This is a genomic window from Proteiniborus sp. (assembly GCF_040308045.1).
Lineage (GTDB): Bacteria > Bacillota > Clostridia > Tissierellales > Proteiniboraceae > Proteiniborus.
The window spans coordinates 106,113-126,447 of record NZ_JAWRHZ010000030.1 but is presented as its reverse complement, the minus strand read 5'-3'; the positions used below and the strand labels follow the sequence as shown (position 1 = coordinate 126,447).

At 30.9% G+C, this 20,335-nt stretch carries 17 protein-coding genes; 8 read left to right on the top strand and 9 right to left on the bottom strand.

Going from position 1 to position 20,335, the window contains the following annotated elements; genetic code table 11:
- Positions 1 to 91: 91 nt before the first annotated feature.
- The 3 genes from ABV008_RS06085 to ABV008_RS06075 all read right to left on the bottom strand — a co-directional run bounded on the left by ABV008_RS06085 (position 92) and on the right by ABV008_RS06075 (position 2,257).
- A complete protein-coding gene (locus ABV008_RS06085; protein WP_352418925.1) occupies positions 92 to 1,084 on the bottom strand; it encodes an aspartate-semialdehyde dehydrogenase in 993 nt (330 codons plus the stop codon).
- A 72-nt stretch (positions 1,085 to 1,156) separates the two neighbouring features.
- Positions 1,157 to 1,990 (bottom strand): diaminopimelate epimerase, encoded by an 834-nt coding sequence (gene dapF, locus ABV008_RS06080; protein ID WP_352418924.1) that lies wholly within the window; start codon positions 1,988 to 1,990, stop codon positions 1,157 to 1,159.
- A 138-nt stretch (positions 1,991 to 2,128) separates the two neighbouring features.
- Positions 2,129 to 2,257 carry a hypothetical protein gene (locus tag ABV008_RS06075; RefSeq protein WP_352418923.1) on the bottom strand — a complete coding sequence of 43 codons (129 nt, stop codon included), beginning with the start codon at positions 2,255 to 2,257 and terminating at the stop codon, positions 2,129 to 2,131.
- 206 nt (positions 2,258 to 2,463) lie between these two features.
- Between ABV008_RS06075 and ABV008_RS06070 the strand changes: the two genes are divergently transcribed.
- A complete protein-coding gene (locus ABV008_RS06070; RefSeq protein ID WP_352418922.1) occupies positions 2,464 to 3,033 on the top strand; it encodes a xanthine phosphoribosyltransferase in 570 nt (189 codons plus the stop codon).
- An 87-nt stretch (positions 3,034 to 3,120) separates the two neighbouring features.
- On the opposite strand, the gene ABV008_RS06065 is transcribed toward ABV008_RS06070, so the two are convergent.
- Positions 3,121 to 4,293, bottom strand: coding sequence for a MalY/PatB family protein (locus ABV008_RS06065; protein WP_352418921.1), 1,173 nt, complete (start codon positions 4,291 to 4,293; stop codon positions 3,121 to 3,123).
- A gap of 313 nt (positions 4,294 to 4,606) precedes the next feature.
- On the opposite strand from ABV008_RS06065, the gene yjbM reads away from it, so the two are divergent.
- Both yjbM and ABV008_RS06055 read left to right on the top strand, forming a co-directional pair.
- Positions 4,607 to 5,386, top strand: coding sequence for a GTP diphosphokinase (yjbM, locus tag ABV008_RS06060; RefSeq protein WP_352418920.1), 780 nt, complete (start codon positions 4,607 to 4,609; stop codon positions 5,384 to 5,386).
- 87 nt (positions 5,387 to 5,473) lie between these two features.
- On the top strand, positions 5,474 to 5,797 hold the full coding sequence (locus tag ABV008_RS06055) for a carboxymuconolactone decarboxylase family protein (protein WP_352418919.1): 324 nt from the start codon (positions 5,474 to 5,476) through the stop codon (positions 5,795 to 5,797).
- 11 nt (positions 5,798 to 5,808) lie between these two features.
- Here the strand turns inward: ABV008_RS06055 and ABV008_RS06050 are convergent, their stop codons facing one another.
- The 3 genes from ABV008_RS06050 to ABV008_RS06040 are packed head-to-tail and all read right to left on the bottom strand — an operon-like array spanning position 5,809 to position 13,026.
- Positions 5,809 to 6,867 carry a flavodoxin family protein gene (locus ABV008_RS06050; RefSeq protein ID WP_352418918.1) on the bottom strand — a complete coding sequence of 353 codons (1,059 nt, stop codon included), beginning with the start codon at positions 6,865 to 6,867 and terminating at the stop codon, positions 5,809 to 5,811.
- Complete coding sequence (locus ABV008_RS06045; RefSeq protein ID WP_352418917.1) at positions 6,864 to 8,108, bottom strand: lactate/malate family dehydrogenase; 1,245 nt, start codon at positions 8,106 to 8,108, stop codon at positions 6,864 to 6,866. Before ABV008_RS06045 ends, ABV008_RS06050 begins: the two co-directional genes overlap by 4 nt.
- 31 nt (positions 8,109 to 8,139) lie before the next feature.
- Positions 8,140 to 13,026 carry a cytidyltransferase gene (locus tag ABV008_RS06040; protein ID WP_352418916.1) on the bottom strand — a complete coding sequence of 1,629 codons (4,887 nt, stop codon included), beginning with the start codon at positions 13,024 to 13,026 and terminating at the stop codon, positions 8,140 to 8,142.
- A 164-nt stretch (positions 13,027 to 13,190) separates the two neighbouring features.
- On the opposite strand from ABV008_RS06040, the gene ABV008_RS06035 reads away from it, so the two are divergent.
- Positions 13,191 to 14,903, top strand: coding sequence for an outer membrane protein assembly factor BamB family protein (locus ABV008_RS06035; RefSeq protein WP_352418915.1), 1,713 nt, complete (start codon positions 13,191 to 13,193; stop codon positions 14,901 to 14,903).
- An 82-nt stretch (positions 14,904 to 14,985) separates the two neighbouring features.
- Here the strand turns inward: ABV008_RS06035 and ABV008_RS06030 are convergent, their stop codons facing one another.
- Positions 14,986 to 15,873 (bottom strand): toast rack family protein, encoded by an 888-nt coding sequence (locus ABV008_RS06030; RefSeq protein WP_352418914.1) that lies wholly within the window; start codon positions 15,871 to 15,873, stop codon positions 14,986 to 14,988.
- On the bottom strand, positions 15,860 to 16,357 hold the full coding sequence (locus ABV008_RS06025; RefSeq protein WP_352418913.1) for a PspC domain-containing protein: 498 nt from the start codon (positions 16,355 to 16,357) through the stop codon (positions 15,860 to 15,862). Before ABV008_RS06025 ends, ABV008_RS06030 begins: the two co-directional genes overlap by 14 nt.
- Positions 16,358 to 16,698: 341 nt before the next feature.
- Here ABV008_RS06025 and ABV008_RS06020 point away from each other — a divergent pair, with 341 nt between their 5' ends.
- The 4 genes from ABV008_RS06020 to ABV008_RS06005 all read left to right on the top strand — a co-directional run bounded on the left by ABV008_RS06020 (position 16,699) and on the right by ABV008_RS06005 (position 20,331).
- Complete coding sequence (locus ABV008_RS06020) at positions 16,699 to 17,130, top strand: FHA domain-containing protein (RefSeq protein ID WP_352418912.1); 432 nt, start codon at positions 16,699 to 16,701, stop codon at positions 17,128 to 17,130.
- Positions 17,131 to 17,142: 12 nt separating this feature from the next.
- Entirely contained in the window at positions 17,143 to 18,390 is a 1,248-nt protein-coding gene (locus ABV008_RS06015; protein ID WP_352418911.1) for an FtsW/RodA/SpoVE family cell cycle protein, read from the top strand.
- Complete coding sequence (locus ABV008_RS06010; RefSeq protein ID WP_352418910.1) at positions 18,362 to 19,768, top strand: peptidoglycan D,D-transpeptidase FtsI family protein; 1,407 nt, start codon at positions 18,362 to 18,364, stop codon at positions 19,766 to 19,768. The genes ABV008_RS06015 and ABV008_RS06010 overlap by 29 nt, the downstream gene beginning before the upstream one ends.
- Positions 19,769 to 19,887: 119 nt before the next feature.
- A complete protein-coding gene (locus tag ABV008_RS06005) occupies positions 19,888 to 20,331 on the top strand; it encodes a cell wall hydrolase (protein WP_352418909.1) in 444 nt (147 codons plus the stop codon).
- Positions 20,332 to 20,335 lie beyond the last annotated feature (4 nt).

Below are 20,335 nucleotides of genomic sequence, written 5' to 3'. Positions count from 1 at the left end.
TTTTGCTTGTATAGGATAGTTTCTGTGGTAGGGGCTGGTCTTCGTGCCAGCCCTTTTTAGTTTCTATTCTATGCTAGTAGTTTCATACTATTTAGAGGGTTTCAGTCACTAGTTCTGCTATCTGTACTGCATTAGTAGCAGCACCTTTTCTAATATTATCAGAGACAACCCACATATTTACTCCATTTTCAATACTAAAATCTCTTCTAATTCTGCCTACATATACATCATCTGTTCCGTTTGCACTTATTGGCATAGGATATATATTATTGTCAATATCGTCTTGGATAATTACTCCTTTGCTTTCGCTTAAAATCTTATATATGTGGCTTACTTCAAATGCTTTTTCAAATTCAATATTAATTGATACACTATGGCAGTTTTTAACTGGGATTCTAACGGTTGTAGCTGTTATTTTCAACGCATTATCATTTAATATTTTCTTTGTCTCCTCAATCATTTTAAATTCTTCCTTTGTGTAACCATTATCCATAAAAGTATCTATGTGAGGAATACAGTTATAGGCAATAGGATAAGGATATTTTTTATTTGGTAGGTTTTTAAGCCCATTTTCCAAATCCATAATTCCACCTACCCCAGAGCCTGAAACAGCTTGATATGTTGAATACACTAGTCTCTTAATTTTATAAGTCTCATGTAAAGGATTTAAAGGAACTACTACTTGTATTGTAGAACAGTTGGGATTAGAAATAATTCCTTTATGCCATCTAATATCCTGAGGGTTTACCTCAGGGACAATAAGAGGCACATCTTCTTCCATTCTCCAAGCACTACTATTATCAATTACAATTATGCCTTTCTCTTTAGCTAATGGAGCATATTGTTTACTTATTTCGCTACCTGCTGAAAAAAGCGCAATGTCTATATCTTTATTAAAAGAGCTATAATCTAACTTTTCTACTAGATATTCAGTATTATTAAATATTACTTTTGTATTTTTAGATTTTGATGAAGCAAAAAGGTATAAGTTGTTTATTGGAAAAGCTCTTTCTTCTAGTACTTTTAGAATTGTTCTTCCTACCATTCCTGTAGCACCTATAACTGCCACGTTTAGCTTTTTCAAGTAAAAACCACCCCTAACAAAAAAATAATTTATACTTTCATAGAAGCATCTTGAGAACCTAGTAAATAATCATTAGTCTAAGTAGAAAACACCCTTGCATATTAATTCTGCTGGTCCTGTCATAAAAATAAGACCTTCAATTAGCTCTATCTCAAGAATTCCTCCTAATACATGGACCTTTACTTTTTTACTTGTGTTATATAGCTTTGAGCAAATAAATGCAGAAGCACAAGCACCTGTACCACAAGCCAAAGTCTGTCCTACGCCTCTTTCCCAAGTGAGCATTTTTATATTGTTTTTATCTACTATCTCGCAAAAGTTTACATTAGTTTTCTTAGAGAAAACACGATAGTTTTCAATTAGCGGGCCAATTTTTTTGATGTCTATTATCTCTAAATTATCTACTTTAATTATAGAATGAATAGTTCCTACTGATAATGTGGAAATATTGAATATTTCATCTTCCACTTTGATTTCCTTATTAATAAATGTCTCTTCATCAGTAATTATTGGGAATGATTTTGTTGATAGCTTTGGAGCTCCCATATTAACCGTAACACTTTTTACAATGCCATCTTCAATATTTAGTTTAGGTTCCATTATCCCTGCTAAGGTTTCTACCTTGAAAGTAGTTTTTTGAATGATTCCATTATCATAAACATATTTTGAAAAACATCTTATTCCATTACCACACATAGGTGCTTCAGTTCCATCAGCATTGAAGAATACCATTTTTATATCTGCAATACTTGAATTTTCTACAACTATCATTCCATCAGCGCCAATTCCAAAATGTCTATCACAAGTTTTTTTTGCAAGGTCACTATATTTACCTAATTCTTCTTCGATTCCATTTAAAATAATGAAGTCATTTCCTGTGCCTTGCATTTTTACAAAATTAATCATATGTACCCCTCCACCAATCTTATTGTAGGTTATAATTATATTATACACAAAAATGATATCATAGATGAAGAAGTTAATATTAGAAAATTAACTAAAGAAAGGACCTTATAAGTCCTTTCCTTAGTTCAAAAGTGTCTTTTAGTACTTGCCGAATCCTCCGCCACCGAATAAGAAGAATATTATAATTATTAGTAGCAAGAAAAATATTAGACTATCATCAGAGCCGCCGCCAAGTAAACCACTAAGTAAACCTTTATTTTCTGTCATGTGCTTACCTCCTATAACAAAATAATATATGTAATACTATCTTATGTAAAAGTATAAATTTGGTGCAAATTATTAACTTTTTTATTGCTTTCCTATGTAAAATATTTGTGATAAGATTGTAATAATAATATTGCATTATGCCTATTTACTTAAAAGGAATAATATTTTAAAAATTAATTATAAATATAATATAGGAGGTAAACTAAATGGATTTGCTAAAGAAAAAAATATTAGCTGAAGGTAGTGTAGAAGAGGGTAATATTTTAAAGGTCGATAGCTTTTTGAATCATCAGCTAGATGTAGCCTTTTTAAATGAGGTTGGAAAAGAGTTTAAAAGACTTTTTGAAGATAGGGAAATTACAAAAATACTCACCCTTGAAACATCGGGTATAGCTATAGCAAGTATAGCTGCTCAATATTTTAATGTACCAGTAGTTTTTGCTAAAAAAATAGCAACTAAGAATCTTGACAAAGCAACTTATGAAAGTGATGTTTACTCTTATACTAAAGGCAGAACATATAAAATAAAAGTGTCAAAAAAATATATTACATCTGATGATCGCATCCTTATTATTGATGACTTTTTAGCAAATGCGCAGGCTGCCTTAGGATTAATGGATATTATAAATAAAGCTGGAGCAACTTTAGAAGGAATAGGTATAGTTATTGAAAAAGGTTTCCAAGATGGTGGAGAGCTTTTAAGAAAACAAGGCATTAACTTGAAATCTCTAGTAATAGTAGATTCACTAGAAGTAGGTAATATTAAGTTTAGATAGGCTAAAAGACATTTTATAATAGTATAAGAACTATCTAACACAAATTTATAAAGCAGAGGAGAATCTTTACCTCTGCTTTTTATGACTTTAAAGTGATTTTACTGCATTTTCTATTCTTTGGAGCGCTTTAAGCAATTCAGATTTAGGACATGCAAAGTTAAGTCTTTGGAAACCTTGTCCACATTTTCCAAATGCATATCCATATTTAAATCCGATTTTCATTTTTTCAAGAGCAAGATGTTCTAGTTCTTTATCGGTAAGGCCAAGACTTCTAAAATCTAGCCATCCAACATAAGTACCTTCTGGTTTTACCATTTTGACACCAGGTATATTATTTTCTATATAGTCCATCATAAAATCTCTATTTTGTTCTATATATTTTACTGCTTCATTTAGCCAATCCTCACAATTATTGTAGGCTTCTTCTATAGCTATTACTGCAAAGATATTTTTTAATTTTGTCTCTAAAGCCTCTGCAACTAAATCATATTCTGCTCTTAATTTTGGATTAGATATTACTGTTAAAGTGGCTTTTAGTCCAGTAATATTGAATCCTTTTCCAGGACCAAAAACTGTGACAGTATTCATTGCTAGTTCTTCTGAGAGACTTGATATAGGAATATGCTTACTTTCAGAAAAAATTACATCAGAGTATATTTCATCAGCAAGTATAATAATATCATTCTTTAGGCATATTTCTCCAATTTTCAACAATTCATCCTTTGTAAACACTCTGCCTATAGGATTTTGAGGATTGCATAGTACTAGCATTTTTACTCTTGGGTCTATTAGTTTTTCTAGGCTATCAAAGTCAATACTATATTTTCCATCTTCATAAATTAATGAATCTTTGACAACATGCCTGCCATTAAAAACAGCTAATTCTTCGAATTTGTAGAATACAGGATCTTGAACTATTACTTTGTCACCTGGTTTTGTGAAAGCATATATTGCAGCTACTATAGAAGGCATTGCTCCATTTGAAGTTCTAATCCAATCTTTTTCGATTAACCAATTGTTTCTTCTTTTTTGCCAGTTTACTACTGATTCATAAAAAGAATCAGTTGCTATTGTATAACCGTATATAGCTTGTTGAGCTCTTTCTATCATTGCCTTACTTAACGCAGGAGCTACTTCAAATTCCATATCTGCTTCCCACATTGGTATTAAGTCGTTAGTTCCAAAATGCTCTAACATTCCATCCCATTTTTCAGATCTAGTATTCCAACGATTAAGTACTTTATCAAAATCATATTTCATAATATTCACTCCTTTGAATATCCTAGACAATATTTTTTAATCTTATTAATTATAGCATAATAATATAAGTTTATCATTTTTATCGACAGGTTTCATCCTAAAAATTTATAAATAAACAATTTGTTAAAAATTACATAAGAATTTTGATAGAGTATTATTAGGCTTGTTGATTTATTTATTTAATAAGTAGTATAATATTTTTAGGATGAAGTAAATCCTATTACCATGAATTTTTAATAAGAAATTATTACCATGATTAATATAACTAGTAATATGCTTTTTACAGTGCGAATAATAAGGCAGGGGGGATTATATGATTTTTTATTGGGAAAAAATTTTAATACCATATGAACAAGCTGTAGAAGAGCTTAAAGTTAAATTTAAAGGAATAAGAAATGAATATAGGAGACTTGATGAGTACTCTCCTATAGAATTTGTTACTGGTAGAGTAAAGGCCGTATCTAGTATTTTAGATAAAGCTAGGCGAAGAAATGTACCCTTGGAAAGAATAGAAGAAGAGATAGAAGATATTGCAGGAATACGTATTATGTGTCAGCTTGTAGATGATATTGAAAAAGTCGTTGAGCTTATAAGAAGTAGAGATGGAAAAGATTTGAAAATCGTTGAAGAAAGAGATTACATAACTAATATTAAAGAAAGTGGGTATAGAAGTTATCATATTATAATAAAATATAAGATTCATACTGTATTTGGTGAAAAAGAAATATTAGCAGAGATACAGATAAGAACATTAGCGATGAACTTTTGGGCTACTATTGAACATTCTTTAAACTATAAATTTGCCAAAAAAATACCTGAAGATATAAAACAGCGTCTTAAAAATGCAGCTGAGGCAGCATTTTTACTTGACAAAGAAATGTCTGCAATTAAGGATGAGATTACAGATGCTCAAGAGATTTTCCAGCTTAAGTCTTCTCTAATTGTGGATATATTGAGGAAGATTCAAAATCTATATTTTACTGGAAAAATCAAAGAAATAGAAGGCATTCAAGAAAGATTTCTAGTTCTACAAGAACATGGAGATGTATCTGATTTAAGACAGTTTAGCAAAGAGTTAGAAGATATGCTTTAATATTTTGTAGTTTATTTAACATTACTTGGTTAATGTTTTGTTATTTGGGTAACAATAAATACAAAATATAATATTGGGGGAGAGCATATGGATAAAATAGAAAAGAACTTTAAATATTTTTTAGACAAATATGGAGACATTTATGAAGCATATGAAAATTTTGGGCAAAAGGTACATAATGATGGAGGACCCCTTGACGAAAAAACTCGCTGGCTAATTAAAGCTGCAATCTCTGCAGCATGTAAGCACCATTATTCAGTAAGAACTCATATTAGAAAAGCATTAAAATGCGGATGTACAAGAGATGAAATTGAACATGCACTTATGCTAGTAGCACCAACAGCAGGTTTTCCTGCGTTTATGGAAGCACTTATGTGCTTAAGAGAAGAACTTGATGATAATGCATTATAAAAACGGCTATTTTAGCCGTTTTTATATTTGAAATTTCTTATAATATTCATAGCAAATTCTTTAGCTTCATCTCCAATATTTGGTAACTCCATAATAGTACCCTTATCATTAGCAGTAGCCATCAGAGAAAAATAAGGAGGAAGCCTAAAGGTTTTATTTATGTTTAAAGCACTGATTAGCTGCTTAGCAACTGAGTCACTGCCTGAGTTTCCTGATACAATAATGCTAAAAAAGCTTTTGTCGTAAAACTTAGTTTTTCTAAAAAGGGCTGTTAATCTGTTGATTACAGCAGAAAGATTTGCAGATATAGCGTCATTGTAGTTAGGACAAATCCAGATTACAATATCTGAATCTAATATGGCTGGATATACCTCTTCCACCATAATTCCACCATAAAAGCAGCTAGTCTGCTGTCCATAATGCTTACAAACCTTATAAGAACATCCAATACAATCCTTAACTGTACCATTTTCTATATTTATCTCATTTATTGCATAGTCGCTTAAATTCTTCTTGACCTTATCCCAAAGCATTAGAGAATTGGAAGTAGTCCTATTACTGGCATGAAGAACTAATATGTTTGGATTTTCAAGAATTGAAGCCTTGTACTCTTTTAATCTCGTACTAAGCTCTTTACAGCTTTCAATACACACATCTATTAAAGGCTTTTTAGATACCTTTTGCATAGTCAAGAAATTCCTTAATGAACCTGTTGCCTCGACTAAAGGTCTCCCAGGAAAACTTAGTCCAAGCTGATTAGTTAAAAAAATAATGCCTTGTGCTACTGTTTTAGTATGTAATTCTGTATTGCTATGTATTAGAACACTTCCTATAGAACCATACAATGATTGCTTTCCTCTTTTAAATATTTCTGTTAGGATTTTATCTAATCCTAAGCTTATGCCAGCATCATTAAGTTCTACGGCAAAAACTATTTTTTTGTTTCTTAAATCAGGAATGTTATGTTCATTTTCAATTATTACAGTATTCCAATTTTCAGCTACTGTATCAATCATTTTACTAAGTGTATAGGAGGGCTCTTCAGGTATTATTAAATAGAGTTCACTCATACCATTTTCTCCAACCTTTCAAAGGTTTCTTTTAATTTATTAAATAAAGAATCAGGAAGATTTAAACGTTCAAGTTCTATTCCAGAAGGAGTCAACTTATTATTAGCTCCCATGTAAATACCACCAATAAATGTCGCACTATAATGCCAATTACCTTTTATAGTTTCTATAATTGAAAGGGCACCAGAAGATAGAGCAGGAGCTATAAAGGGTTTATATCCGACTTTTCTAACTTCTAAGTTTGCCTTAAGTGTTTTTTCTGTTAAATAGTCTGATAACTCTTCATCATAATCTTCTATACTGTTAGCTATGACCAATCCTTGACCATGAGGACCAAAGGCTCTTCCTTCAGCAACATAAGATGTTGTCATAGGTTTTTTAGAAGCATAGTATGCAGCTCTTGCATTCATTACACCAAGTCCATAACCTCTTATTTGTTCTGGTGCAAGTCCTCTATAATCCATGATTCCTTCGTCACTTTTATTGCTTTCGATTAAAGCTACTTTACATAATAAGTCGACAGGGTCTGACACTACAGCGAATATTCCTTTAAAATTGTTTTTTCTTGCCATTATAGCATATTTCTTTATGATTTTGGAATTGCTCTCAAACTGATAAAGTCTAACATCATCAACGTTTTCTCCAACCTTAGGTACACTTTTTGAAGCACAAAATACAAACATATCACAGTCAAACAGTTTTTCTTCTGAAATACCCTTGATTATAGGGTAGTCTTCTTTACCAAAAGCACTCATTATCTGATTTGCCTCAAGCTCCCATCTAATTACAGATTCTTTTGACCTTGAGTATATTCCTATTTCAGATATAAAGTTGCTTCCTAAAAGACGTAGTCCTGTCAAAAGAGTTCCTCCTACATCGCCGAGTCCTACTAGGTTTATTCTCCATTTATCAGGCGGAGTATACTCTAATATATTTTCCCAATTATGATATGTTGTATTTATAGCCATAATTTTTCTAAAATCAATTTTTTCAAGTATCCAGTCGCTTATTTCATAGTTTTTTTTCTCTGGCTTTATTAGCAGTCTTAAATCTTCATTTTCTAAGTATAATAGAGAAGGGTCTGAAATACAGAAGCTTCTCCTCGAAACTTTTGGAATTAAAGAAGTAAGAAAATATATAATATTCTCCTCTTTAATTGCTTTACTTTCAGGGATTTCATTAAGCTCACTAAACTTATTAAAAGAAAAAGCAACTTTATTTCGTATTTTATAAAAAAACATACAGACCCTCCTTAATATAATCAGCTATTCATTACCTCGCTATATCTCTTATTCTATTCAGTCTTTCAATATCATTCTTAAGATATTCCGAAGGCTTAAGATTCAAATCATATTCTATATTTTTACCTAGTTCAGGACATCTAGGATATGTGAATACTTCACCTAAATGCTTTAGAGTAAAATTTCTCTCATTCACTAACTGATATTCCCTTTCAATAGCTCGTAGTATATCTATAGAATTCAATATACATGTTTCTGATAAATTAATAATTGCATCTCCAGATGTATTTTTTATAAAAGTAGGGAACATATAAGGCATTAATAAATTAATGGATGGAACCATGTATCTTTTAGGATATTCACCTGTCCATACTGTATCTCCCCCTATAAATGGATAAAGTAGATTTTCGTTGAACCATACTCTTAAGTTAGGAATAAAATAAGCAGAGTCAACTTGAGTTCCTTGTATGTCCATTAGCTCCTTTCCTCTCCCTGAGAGTACTCCTACTATTACTTTTTCTACATCTATACCTTCTTCTTTTAGAAGAGGACTAATAGCTTTCATTCTATAACTCTTGTTAAGTAAATCATCAACTAAAATTGTTGGCCTATTAAAAGAGCGCAATAATTTAATTTGGTTTTTTAGGCTCATATAGTATTGAGATGGCCCAATAGTTGAGCTTTTCAAATCTGGTGTAAATCTTTTTTCTGTATGAATTGATTTAGTAACGGTATTTGGCACAATAGAGCCTTTAAGAATAGAACCAAAAGGAACACACATAAATCTTCCTAGAGTCTTAGGCTCCATTACCTCAACAGGTACTACATTAGTTTCACATATTTTATATACTAATTTTTTATGTAAAACCTCTATATCAAATGACAATAATAAATTTCCTGGATACAACTCAGTTAGAGCTAACTGAAGTCTTTTTCTTGCCTTACTTATTGAATTAATTACATTAGGATTACTCCTAAAGGGCTCTTTAATAACTGTTTCAACATCAAGGTTTAAAGTACAAGGGTTAGTCATATTTACTTTATAGATAGGTCTTTTTTCATCTACAAAAGGTAAAGGCTGAAAGCCTTGAAGTTTAAGGGTTTCATAAATATCTGATGAAAAATAATTATCTATAGAGTTTTTAAAAATCGCATAAGTATAGTCTTTTGCTAAACAAAATGAAAGTGTTTCAGTTAGCAAAATTTGATTTAAGTTATTAAACTTTAAAGAATGATCAATATATATTCCATCTATTAATAGAGTTCTTCCTACAGCATCCTGCCTAATAAATTCAGAAATTTCATGGTTTTCAAATTCATAGTAGAACATACCTGCTCTAATCCAATGGAACATGGAAAAACCAAGTATTTTTCCTTCATTTCCACTATCTTTAATTAATATAATCCGAGGACTAACTTTTGATTTTAAGCTGGACAATTTTTTATAAGCATTCTCATCATTATTAAAAAATAATTGACATAGCTTAGAGATTAAGGAATCATCAATGTGTTCAATTATTTCAATATTTATGGAAGTAATTTGAAATAATGTTTTATATTGAGGTTCTCTTTTGTATACCCCATATTCATAAATATATTTCTGAGCCAAAGGGTCTATTAGCTGAGAGATATCTCTATTTTCATCAATATAGGTTCTAATTTGTGTTGAGCTTATATCTTCATATTGAGGAGTAAGAGAAAGTCTTATGATTTCCCCATCAATATTTTGTATTGCATTTTCCAGCTTTTTATCATCATATTTCGTTGATACAAAGCTTCTTCTATCAAATATAATATGAGGGAAGCTGTGAATCGAATCCTTATTTTTTTTGCTTTTATAACTTGAAGCATTAAGAATTACATCACTTCCTACAACCATATATACATTTAAGTTAGGAAAGCAATCTCTTAGAGTTTTTAAGTCATTATTATTTGCAATATTGATTTGAATATCCTCAGGGAACAAATATATTCCAAGTTCATCTGCTATAGACATATTAATGATTTCACGTCTTAATAAATTTGGCTGAGTTCTTTTTGACCAAGAAAATTCATCAACTGCTAGATACACTTCAAAGCCCAAATTCCTTATTGCTTTTGCAATCTCCTTATGTCCTAGAGAAAAAGGATCAAATGTACCTGGGAAAAAAGCAATGTTAGGGTTTTGTTTAACACTAATTTCACCATAAAAGAAAATATAGTCTGAAATAAACCTATAAATATGATTTAAGGCAGCTGCATTATTTAAAATAGAAAGCTCATCTTTGTCGATTTTGACCAGTGAAGTAAGAATCTTTTTAAAAATCAGCTCAAATATTTCTCCTTTTTCCTTTAACGGAAGTTCAGGTGCTCCAAGTATTTCTTTACCTATTACCCTAAAGGCTTCATGGCTAATCTGGTAGTCATAGTTTACAAGTCCGTTCAATAGTATTCCTAGCATTTTCTTTAGTCTCTGAGAAAGCTTTTCTGTACTTTCATTAAATCTTTCTTTATAATGAGGATAATTTGCTATAGTATTTCCTATGGTTCTTAGTAAAAGAAAAGTAATCTGTGGGCTAGATTGTTTGATTTTTTCAATAAAATCGTCTATTATTTCATCTAGCTCTACAGGATGTAAATAGAGCAACAGTTTTCCTAAATATGGTGGTATATACTTAGTAAATTGAAAGCCTTGCATTTCAAGGGCACGTAAAAGTTCTACACTTACATCGTTTCTTTCATCAAGAGTAAGCTCTGGAAATAGTTTTAACAGTGCTTTACCTGCATGGGTTCTAACATTTTCAGTAGCACTTACTTTAATTAAATTGCAATAATGCATTGCAGTGTGTAGACCATTTTTTCTTGGAGATTCTAACCCTAGTTCAAGAAGAAAATCCACAGATATTTTCTTGACTATCCAGTTTGTTGCAGTTTTTAAATTTTTGAGAAATACATCAGATGTTTTTTCATAATCAGCAATGAAGAACCCCTTAAAAAGTTTTCTTGTATCTTCATCGAAGTCTAGATTTTCAGATATTTTATATTTTAGATAATTAACTGCAGGGACTATTGAATAATTAACATTCTCTGATAACTTAGAAATAACTTTATTAAAACAATTATCTTTTTTATCTATTTGAGAAGATAAGTAATAAATGTTCTCAAGGGCAGAAAGCTTAATATTTATATTATGGCTATCAGACATTTTTTGATTGAAGTTTAACACTTTATCAATCTGTAAATTATCGTACTCGATAAAAGGTATATGCTTTACAGTTTGCATTAAATAAAAAACAGCATCTTCATCAAAAGTATGTGCAATTTCATAATATCCAAAAAGAACATCTACATATTCTTTTCCTTGGCCCTTATTACAATGCTTGAATAATGAAGCTATCATATCTCCCAAACTAAATCCTATCCATTTCCTGTGAGCTTCAATTATTTTATGGCCTGGAAATAAAAACAAATCAATAAATTTATCAAGTATATCATAACTAGTTATATCTGGTAAATCTATAATTACATCATCAGGAACCTCCTTTCTGTAGACTTCATCAAATACAGATATAAAGTTACCTATTAACTGCGCACATTGTTTTCTAACATCCTCTTCTTTATGAGTTAAAAAATCATAAAGAAAATTTAAAGTTATAAGCTTTTGTTTTTGAGTCAAGAAGGTTGAATATTCTTCAAAAATATTTATATATCCCCGAAGGTTCTTCCAATCACTTTCGCTTGCAGTAATTTCAAGAATAGTATTTAAAGACGATTCATTTCTAAAGATATTCATGACATGAATGTTATGCTCAATGGCTTTGTACTTAATATTTTCTACTATTTCCTGTCCTTGCATTAGAGAAACATTTTTCTTCTCCTTAGTACTTACAGCAGCACTATCTAAGTTAACATTTATGCCAATATCCATCATATAGTCTTCGAAATCCTTAAGTTTAGAATATACTCGTTTATATCTTCTTTCCTTTTTTGAATCAACATTATCTAGCTTATTTAATATGATTTCAAAGGATTCCTTTAATGAAAAAATGTACATAGCTTTACTTCCATTGCTTAATTCTTTGTTTTTAATTCTAAAGTCACAATATATTAAGACTAGAGATTCTATAGGTAGATTTTCAAGTTCCAAATCCCATGTAGAATGATAGGTAGCAATATGACCAATATAAGGTATATCATGTTTCTTGAACCACTGATCAGTATAGTAATAATGTAAATAAGGGACTTTTTCATATTCACACCTGCTGCACCCATATTTACCTATGTCATGACCTGCTGCTGCACCAGAAACCTTTCCAAGGTCAATTGGAAGGCCATAGTTATGGAGTTGTCTTGCGATGAATAATGCTAAATAGTGAACTCCACAAATGTGATCAAGAGTATTGTGATTAGTCACCTCTTGATGCAGCTTCATCATTTCATAGACATAACTGTTATTAAATACTTTTTTGAATTTCCTATACTCAGCTATACTTGCAGAGCTTTTTTCGTCCTCTGAATTAAGGAAGCTTAAAGGATATTTGCTTTGGCATGAATTAGTATTTACCGTTTTTTCAAACTCAGATATTATCCTAAGTGTTTTTAGATAAAAGATTATGGCAGAATTATACTTTGGCTCAGTAATTATATCAACTGCATTGGGGAATGATTTGTCTAGAGTATATTGATAGGCATAGTATATCCAATTTTCCGGAAGATAAGAGCTACTAATTTGCTCCAATAATTGTTTACATAGAGAAAAAACCGCCTTGCAGCTAAAGTCTTTTTTTTCTACCATTTCATTTATTTTATTTGTAAAAGAGGTATCTAAAATATATTCACTTATTTGTTTTTTACTAAATGAAAATTCATCAATAAAGTCTTCACTCAACAAAGAATTGATTAATTTATTATGTATTTTTTGTGTTAATGAACTAGTCATAAAAACCTCCTATAGAGTTTAAAATTCATAGAATATTCCGTTTTTTTTAATTTTACCATTCATTAGTATTATAGTAAAGAAATCCTTGAACAAGACATTTCCATATTTTTTATACATATACATGTACAGATACAATTTTGTTCAGGGGAGGGAAATCATTTCTTATGTCACATCTTACCCTTAAAATCATTTTAGTAATACTTATCTTTAATTTTATTTTTAATTTTACTAATACAAATGAAAATAATAATGAGATAAAAGGAAAAGATAAGACTGTAAAAACAGCAGAAGAAATACAAAATAAGTACAAAGAAATTGAAAGTGAAATTACAGAAACAATTTCAAATGATGAGGAATATGAAACATACTATAATCCAGTTGCAGAAATAAAGGAAGAAGAAATAGATAGATCCTTATTGGAAAAGATTGAGTATCAAGCTTTTCTAAATGAGGATACCTCAGAAGAAATAAGCAACAGTGAATCCATTTCCATGAAGTTAGAAACCGATTATTCTGCATTAAAAGGTATAACTACCTTTAGAGGCAATACCTTCAGGGATTCTGCAAGCTATGGGTACGCAAGCGTCAATGAAAAGAAATTAGAGATAGTATGGGAACTATTAACTGGTAGCATAGATGGTTGGACTGGTGTTGGATGGAACGGTCAACCTTCTATAGTTGAATGGGATGAAGAAATTAGAAAGCTAATGAATATTAGTGAAGGAAAAAAAGAAAAAACAGGCTTGAGAGAAGTTATTTACGGAACACTAGATGGAAATATATACTTTATTGATTTAGATGATGGAGAATACACACGAGAGCCTATTAAAGTACCTGCTTCTATAAAAGGAAGTATTACAGTAGATCCAAGGGGATTTCCACTATTATATGCTGGACAGGGTTTAAATAAAGTAGGTGGGAGAACAGTAGAGACAGGCTATAGAATATTTAGTTTATTAAATCAAGAAAGATTATATTTCATAAATGGAGTAGATAAGTTTGCATATAGAGGATGGCCAGCCTTTGACTCTACTGCTCTAATTGACAAGGAAACAGATTATATGTTTATATGCGGAGAAAATGGCTTGTTCTATAAGGTAAAATTAAATACCGAATTCAACTTAAAAGAAAATAAAATCATCATAGCTCCTCAGATTCATAAGTATAGATATAAAATCGATGGGAACCAGTATCAAGGTATTGAAAATTCAGTAGCAATGTATAAAAACCTAGCTTATTTTGCTGATAACGGCGGTTGGCTACAATGTATTGATGTAAATGAGCTAAAGCCAGTTTGGATAAGAGATATAACAGATGATACTGACAGTACCATAGTATTAGAAGAAAATGAAGAAGGAGTTTTTCTCTATACCGGATGTGAAGTAGACAAACAAGGTGAAAAGGGCAAAAGCTATATAAGAAAAATAGATGCACTTTCTGGCAATCTAATATGGGAGCAATCCTATATCTGTGACTCTATATTAGGAAAACGGCCAAATAATGGGGGATTGTTAGCAACTCCAGTAGTGGGAAAGCATAATTTAAACAACATCGTGATTTTTAATATTGCAAGGTGTGAAGGATTTAGTAGTGGCTTAATTGTAGCTCTGGATAAAAAAACAGGGGAAGAATTCTGGAAACTAAACTTAACTAATTATAGCTGGAGTTCACCAGTAGCCATATATACAGAAGATGGCGTTGGATACATAGTATTATGTGATTCAGCAGGAAATATGTTTTTAATAGAAGGGGCTACAGGTAATGCTTTATACAAGATAAATCTTGGAGCAAATGTAGAAGGTTCTCCTGCTGTCTTTGAAAATATGATAGTAGTAGGTACTAGGGGACAGAAAATGTATGGAGTTAGGATAAAATAAGAACTAAAATTAAGAAAAATAATAGAAATACTAAACGAAACCGAGAACATGTATTTCTATTATTTTTCCATCAATTCTTGTTCTATTCAACTTTCAAATCGAAATTTCCTACTCCCATATCGACATCTATACTTGCCTTTGATGAAGAAGCTTCATAATTTGGAGATACGTACCAACCATTTACAAGGTTCCAGTTTAAACTTTTAAGATTACTATGCTTTAACCCACCATCTAGTTTAACTCTTACTCCCAAATCCTTTGGTACTACCACATTAATATCAGTAGCTCCAGCATCTATATCTACATTCAAAAAGTCAGCACTATTTCCTAGAAGAAGATTTATATCTCCAGCTCCAAAATCTAGATTAATATTATTTACTTTAAGACTTCTTAAATCCATATCACCACTTACAGCACCAATATCTCCATCAATGTCCCAAGTTATTTTATCCGAAAGGTAGAAGTTGCTAGTATAACCTTTATTGCCCGTAAGATTAATTCTTCTAGTTTTTTCTCTAAAAGCAATTTCTGCTCTTTCTCCACCATGCAGATAGTTTATTTTTTTATCGACATTGGGATTTCCTATATAGCCGTCTAATAAAGCGGTGTTTGATGATGTGTTAATTTTAAGATCAACACCAGTTAAGTCAAGTTCTAATAAAGCTGTTTTTACATTGTTTTCAAGTTCATAAGATACATCTGGATTAGTATTTGCTGGCAATTGATAATTGCTATATTGCAAATAAAATCCATAAGCAATAATTATTGCGAAGAAACCTATCCAAACTAAAGTTTTAACAGTTTTCTTATCATTAAAGACTATTGATGCACCTACTGCAATTAATATTAATGGCCATAAGTCAAATGCTACTTCAATTATAGACCATCTAATTAGGTCAAGGTTATTAAGCAATAAAAACAAACCGAAAAACACCAGAATTACTCCAAAAATAATATTATTTCTTTTCATTGCTTTTTCCCCTCCCATTGACTATTATATATGCACCGATAAGAACAAGTATAATTCCACCAAGGTTTACAAAGTCGAACCAATAAAATAGTTTTTTAGCAAAGATAAATATTCCTAAACCAATTAAAGCAACTCCGAGTATCATTTTATTTCTTTCGTCTTTGTTTTCTGGATAGCTATTTTTATAGGTGTATTGTTGATTAGATTCTTCATTAGAGCTTTCATTATAGCCCTCATTATTAATACTTGAATCATTAGTATTTTCATCATATGGGTTATTATACTTTTGCTTATGATCAAAAGGTGCTTCTGGTATGATAATCATGCATACAATATATGCAATGAACCCAACGCCATTTGTGAAAAATAATAACACACATATTAGTCTTACAATTACAGGATCAATATCAAAATATTCAGCAAAACCACCACATACCCCGCTTATTACTTTATTTTCCCTTGAGCGATATAATTGTTTACTCATATGGATTCTCCTTTCCTATTTTAATTGTTATTCATAAGCTAATAATATGATATTATTCCAATATTATTTTAATATTGTTATACATGTAAGACGTAGTTTTTTTATACTATACTTCATTATATTAAGAATAAATTTTTAGATGCTGATAATAGGCAGGTTATAAAGGGTATTTAAGGTAATAATCATAATTACATAACTTAAAGTCATATTTGTTATAAAATAATAGTATTATAACAAAATTAGGGAATTTAATCAGCATTTTCAATTAAGTATTTTAAATAATTAAAGTTTGTGATAGATTATTAACATAGGTTGAATATGATAATTTTGGTGGTGGTTTAGTGTTTAATGTACTTTCAATGATGTTTAGATATATCTTTATATTGCTAATTTATCTTTTTATGATAGGTATAATTAGAATGATATACTTAGATATTAAGAGTATGGGTGGTTCAATTAGTGACGGGACATCGTATTTGAAGCTGCTAAATAGAAAAGATACTTTACCTTTTAAAATAAAGGAAGTATATGTACTAGAAGATGAAGTCTCAATTGGAAGAGGAACTCAAAATGATATTGTCTTAAGGGATCCTTATATTTCCAAAAGTCATGCTAGAATTACTCTAGATGAAGAAGAATACTTTCTAGAGGACCTAGAAAGCGCTAATGGAACTCTTGTAAATGATACAAGAGTCTTAGATGTTGTAAAGCTTAAGGATGGTGACAGAATAAAATTTGGACAGGTAGAGTTCCTTTTTATACAAGGAGATTAAGGAGTGTATATAATGGCAAAAAAACTGCTTAGTGTTAAATCACCGCAGAATCTTTTAATGCTTATTAATATTTTAGCTTTGTTATTATTAATAACATTTAATACTGAGCTTGAAAAAAATATTATATATTCAGCAATCATATTGATTGTTACTATTTATTTATCTAGCTTCGTATTATATAAGATTTCAAGTGGAGATAACTACATTTTTTTAATTGTGACTATGCTTATAAGTATAGGTATTATAATGATTTATAGAATAAATCCAGCACTTGGTTTTAAACAAGTTATATGGTTTGGAATTGGAATAATAGTATTTTTTATGTCTTACTTTATCGTTAAAAATATAAAACATTGGGATAAATTGCTTTATTTTTATTTAGGACTATCTCTAATATTGTTCTTGGCAACTTTAATCTTTGGAACTAAGAATAAAGGAGCTACAAACTGGATTATAATCTTTGGTTCTAGCTTCCAACCAGCAGAAATGATTAAAATATTATTTATCTTTTCTCTTGCCTCTTATTATGTAAATAAAGAAAAATACAATAACAAACTGATATACTTAGCTGTAGTTTATGCTCATATTGGATTTTTGTTTATTCAAAAGGATTTAGGAACTGCAATGCTATTTTTTCTTCTCTTCATTTCAATCCTATATGTCTATGAGGAAGATAGAAAGTTGATACTATATAACATGGCTGGAGCAATGGTCTTAGGAATATTGAGCTATTTTATATTTAATCATGTTAGAGTAAGAGTAGAGACATGGATAAATCCTTGGGCTGATATTGATGGCAAAGGATATCAAATAACACAGTCATTGTTTGCTATTGCGTCAGGAGGCTTTTTTGGAACAGGAATTGGTCTTGGACATCCAGAATTCATTCCAGAGGTTCATAATGATTTCATATTTTCTGCAATATGTGAGGAAATGGGAGTATTCACTGGTATAGCAATAATATTTCTGTTCCTAATTATTGTATATAGAGGTGTTAAAATAGCTTTGCAGCAGCAAAATCTATTTTTTAGAATTATTGCCTTAGGTATTACTTTAATGTTTGGTTATCAAGCTTTTATTATTTTAGGAGGAGTTACTAAGATGATTCCTTTAACTGGTATTACTTTGCCTTTTGTAAGCTATGGTGGTAGTTCGTTAGTATCTAGCTTCGCTGCTCTTGGAATCTTACAAGTAGCTTCAGAAGAACTTGATTTAGAACAGGAGGAAGAAGATGAACACAGAATCCAAGAGGATAATTAAAATACTCATTTCTTTATGCGCTTTATTTATTATCCTTATTTTATATATAAGCTATTTTCAAATATTTACAGCAGATAAAATTGTGACTAGTAGCTATAACAAGAGACAATGGATAAATGAAGAAAATATTTTAAGAGGAGAAATTACCGATAGAAGAGGTACTATATTAGTCAATAGCGTAAAAACAGAGAAAGCTCAGACTAGAAATTACAAATACGGTAAAATATACAGCCACATAATTGGATACAGCTCTAGAGAATATGGAAAGTCAGGCATAGAAGCAATTTATAACAAAGAGTTATTAAATTTAAATGATTCAAATCCTATAGGAGAATTAAAAAATATACTAAATGATGGAGAATCGGTAGGAAATAATGTAGTTCTTGCAATTGACCATGAAATTCAAAATTATGCATACAAATTATTAGGCAATAGGAAGGGCTCCATTGTATTGATGAATCCTAAGACAGGAGAAATATACTCAATGATAAGCAGTCCTTCATTTAATCCATCTACTTTGAAAGAAAATTGGGATGAAATTGTAGCAAATGAAGACAGCCCACTATTAAACAGAGCAACTATGGGGCTGTATACTCCAGGTTCAATATTTAAAGTGGTAACTGCAACTGCAGCCCTAGAAAACAAAAATACTGATGAAACTTACAACTGTGAAGGTTCAATTAATATTGATGGATATGTGCTTAAAGATTACAAAGGAAAAGCTCATGGGGAAGTAGACTTAAAAGAAGCGTTAGTAGATTCGTGCAATATAGCTTTTAGTCAAATTGGGCTTGAAGTAGGTGACGATAAGCTTAGAAGAACAGCAGAAAATTATATGCTTAATGCCAATATTCCTTTTGATTTGCGAACAGCAAAATCAAGCTTTCCAGAAAAAATCGGGTCTAAACCAGAGCTAGGAGCTTCGGCTATAGGACAGGGGAAAATCCTTGTTACACCGTTAAACATGGCGATGGTAGCTTCTGCAGTAGCAAATCAAGGAGATATGGTGAAGCCTATTTTGGTAAAGGAAATAATAAACAACAAGGGTAGAGTCTTAAAGAAAAACAAAACTGAACTCTTATCAAAGACCACTAGCCCAGAGATAGCAGAGCAATTGAAATCTATGATGATTGATGTTGTGGATAAGGGCACTGGAAGAAATGCAAGGATTAAGAATATTAAAGTAGCAGGAAAAACTGGAACCGCAGAAAATGAAACTGGTAAAGAGCATGCTTGGTTTATTGGATTTGCACCAGCAGATAATCCTATAGTTGCAATAGCTGTTATAGTTGAGAACAGTGGAAAAACTGGAGGAACTGAGGCAGCACCAATAGCTAGAGATATAATGAAAAAAGCAATACAGATTATAAACAAGTAGGGGAAGAGAATTCCCCTTTTTTTTGAGCTTTTCCACTCTTTTATTTTCTTCGTTTTGTAGCAAATGTATATCAATTTAAATATATTAATAGTAGCAAAAGACAAGGGAGGGATGACATAATGGCTTATTCCAATCGAGAGTTATTTGCTAGAGTCATAAAGTGCGAAGCTGGTGGCGAAGGCGAAACTGGAATGAAGGCTGTAGCTACTGTAATAATGAATCGAGTAAATGTAGCAAATGGAGAGTATAGAAGAGTAGCTCAAGGTGATTTAAGAAAAGTAATAAATCAACAAGGTCAATTTGACTGCATGAGAAGCGTAATTGGAGGTAGAACTAATCCCCAGACTATTTGGGCTAATCCTCCAGAAGAAATACACTATCAAATAGCGGACTGGGCTTTATCTGGCAATAAATTATGGAATATTGGTAGGTGTTTATGGTATATGAATCCTTTTGTGCCTACTTGTCCTCCTGCATTCCCATATAATGGCTCAGGTGCTTTAAATTCAAGAATAGGTCAGCACTGTTTCTATGATCCGACACAGCTTTATAGTAGCACTTAAAAAT

Bases quoted from the DNA above. Each gene is read 5' to 3' on its own strand.
- dapF (WP_352418924.1), bottom strand. From the start codon at position 1,990: ATGATTAATTTTGTAAAAATGCAAGGCACAGGAAATGACTTCATTATT.
- ABV008_RS06040 (WP_352418916.1), bottom strand. From the start codon at position 13,026: ATGACTAGTTCATTAACACAAAAAATACATAATAAATTAATCAATTCT.
- ABV008_RS06030 (WP_352418914.1), bottom strand. From the start codon at position 15,873: ATGAAAAGAAATAATATTATTTTTGGAGTAATTCTGGTGTTTTTCGGT.
- ABV008_RS06075 (WP_352418923.1), bottom strand. From the start codon at position 2,257: ATGACAGAAAATAAAGGTTTACTTAGTGGTTTACTTGGCGGCGGCTCT.
- ABV008_RS06065 (WP_352418921.1), bottom strand. From the start codon at position 4,293: ATGAAATATGATTTTGATAAAGTACTTAATCGTTGGAATACTAGATCT.
- ABV008_RS06005 (WP_352418909.1), top strand. From the start codon at position 19,888: ATGGCTTATTCCAATCGAGAGTTATTTGCTAGAGTCATAAAGTGCGAA.
- yjbM (WP_352418920.1), top strand. From the start codon at position 4,607: ATGATTTTTTATTGGGAAAAAATTTTAATACCATATGAACAAGCTGTA.
- ABV008_RS06025 (WP_352418913.1), bottom strand. From the start codon at position 16,357: ATGAGTAAACAATTATATCGCTCAAGGGAAAATAAAGTAATAAGCGGG.
- ABV008_RS06010 (WP_352418910.1), top strand. From the start codon at position 18,362: ATGAACACAGAATCCAAGAGGATAATTAAAATACTCATTTCTTTATGC.
- ABV008_RS06015 (WP_352418911.1), top strand. From the start codon at position 17,143: ATGGCAAAAAAACTGCTTAGTGTTAAATCACCGCAGAATCTTTTAATG.
- ABV008_RS06050 (WP_352418918.1), bottom strand. From the start codon at position 6,867: ATGAGTGAACTCTATTTAATAATACCTGAAGAGCCCTCCTATACACTT.
- ABV008_RS06070 (WP_352418922.1), top strand. From the start codon at position 2,464: ATGGATTTGCTAAAGAAAAAAATATTAGCTGAAGGTAGTGTAGAAGAG.
- ABV008_RS06055 (WP_352418919.1), top strand. From the start codon at position 5,474: ATGGATAAAATAGAAAAGAACTTTAAATATTTTTTAGACAAATATGGA.
- ABV008_RS06045 (WP_352418917.1), bottom strand. From the start codon at position 8,108: ATGTTTTTTTATAAAATACGAAATAAAGTTGCTTTTTCTTTTAATAAG.
- ABV008_RS06035 (WP_352418915.1), top strand. From the start codon at position 13,191: ATGTCACATCTTACCCTTAAAATCATTTTAGTAATACTTATCTTTAAT.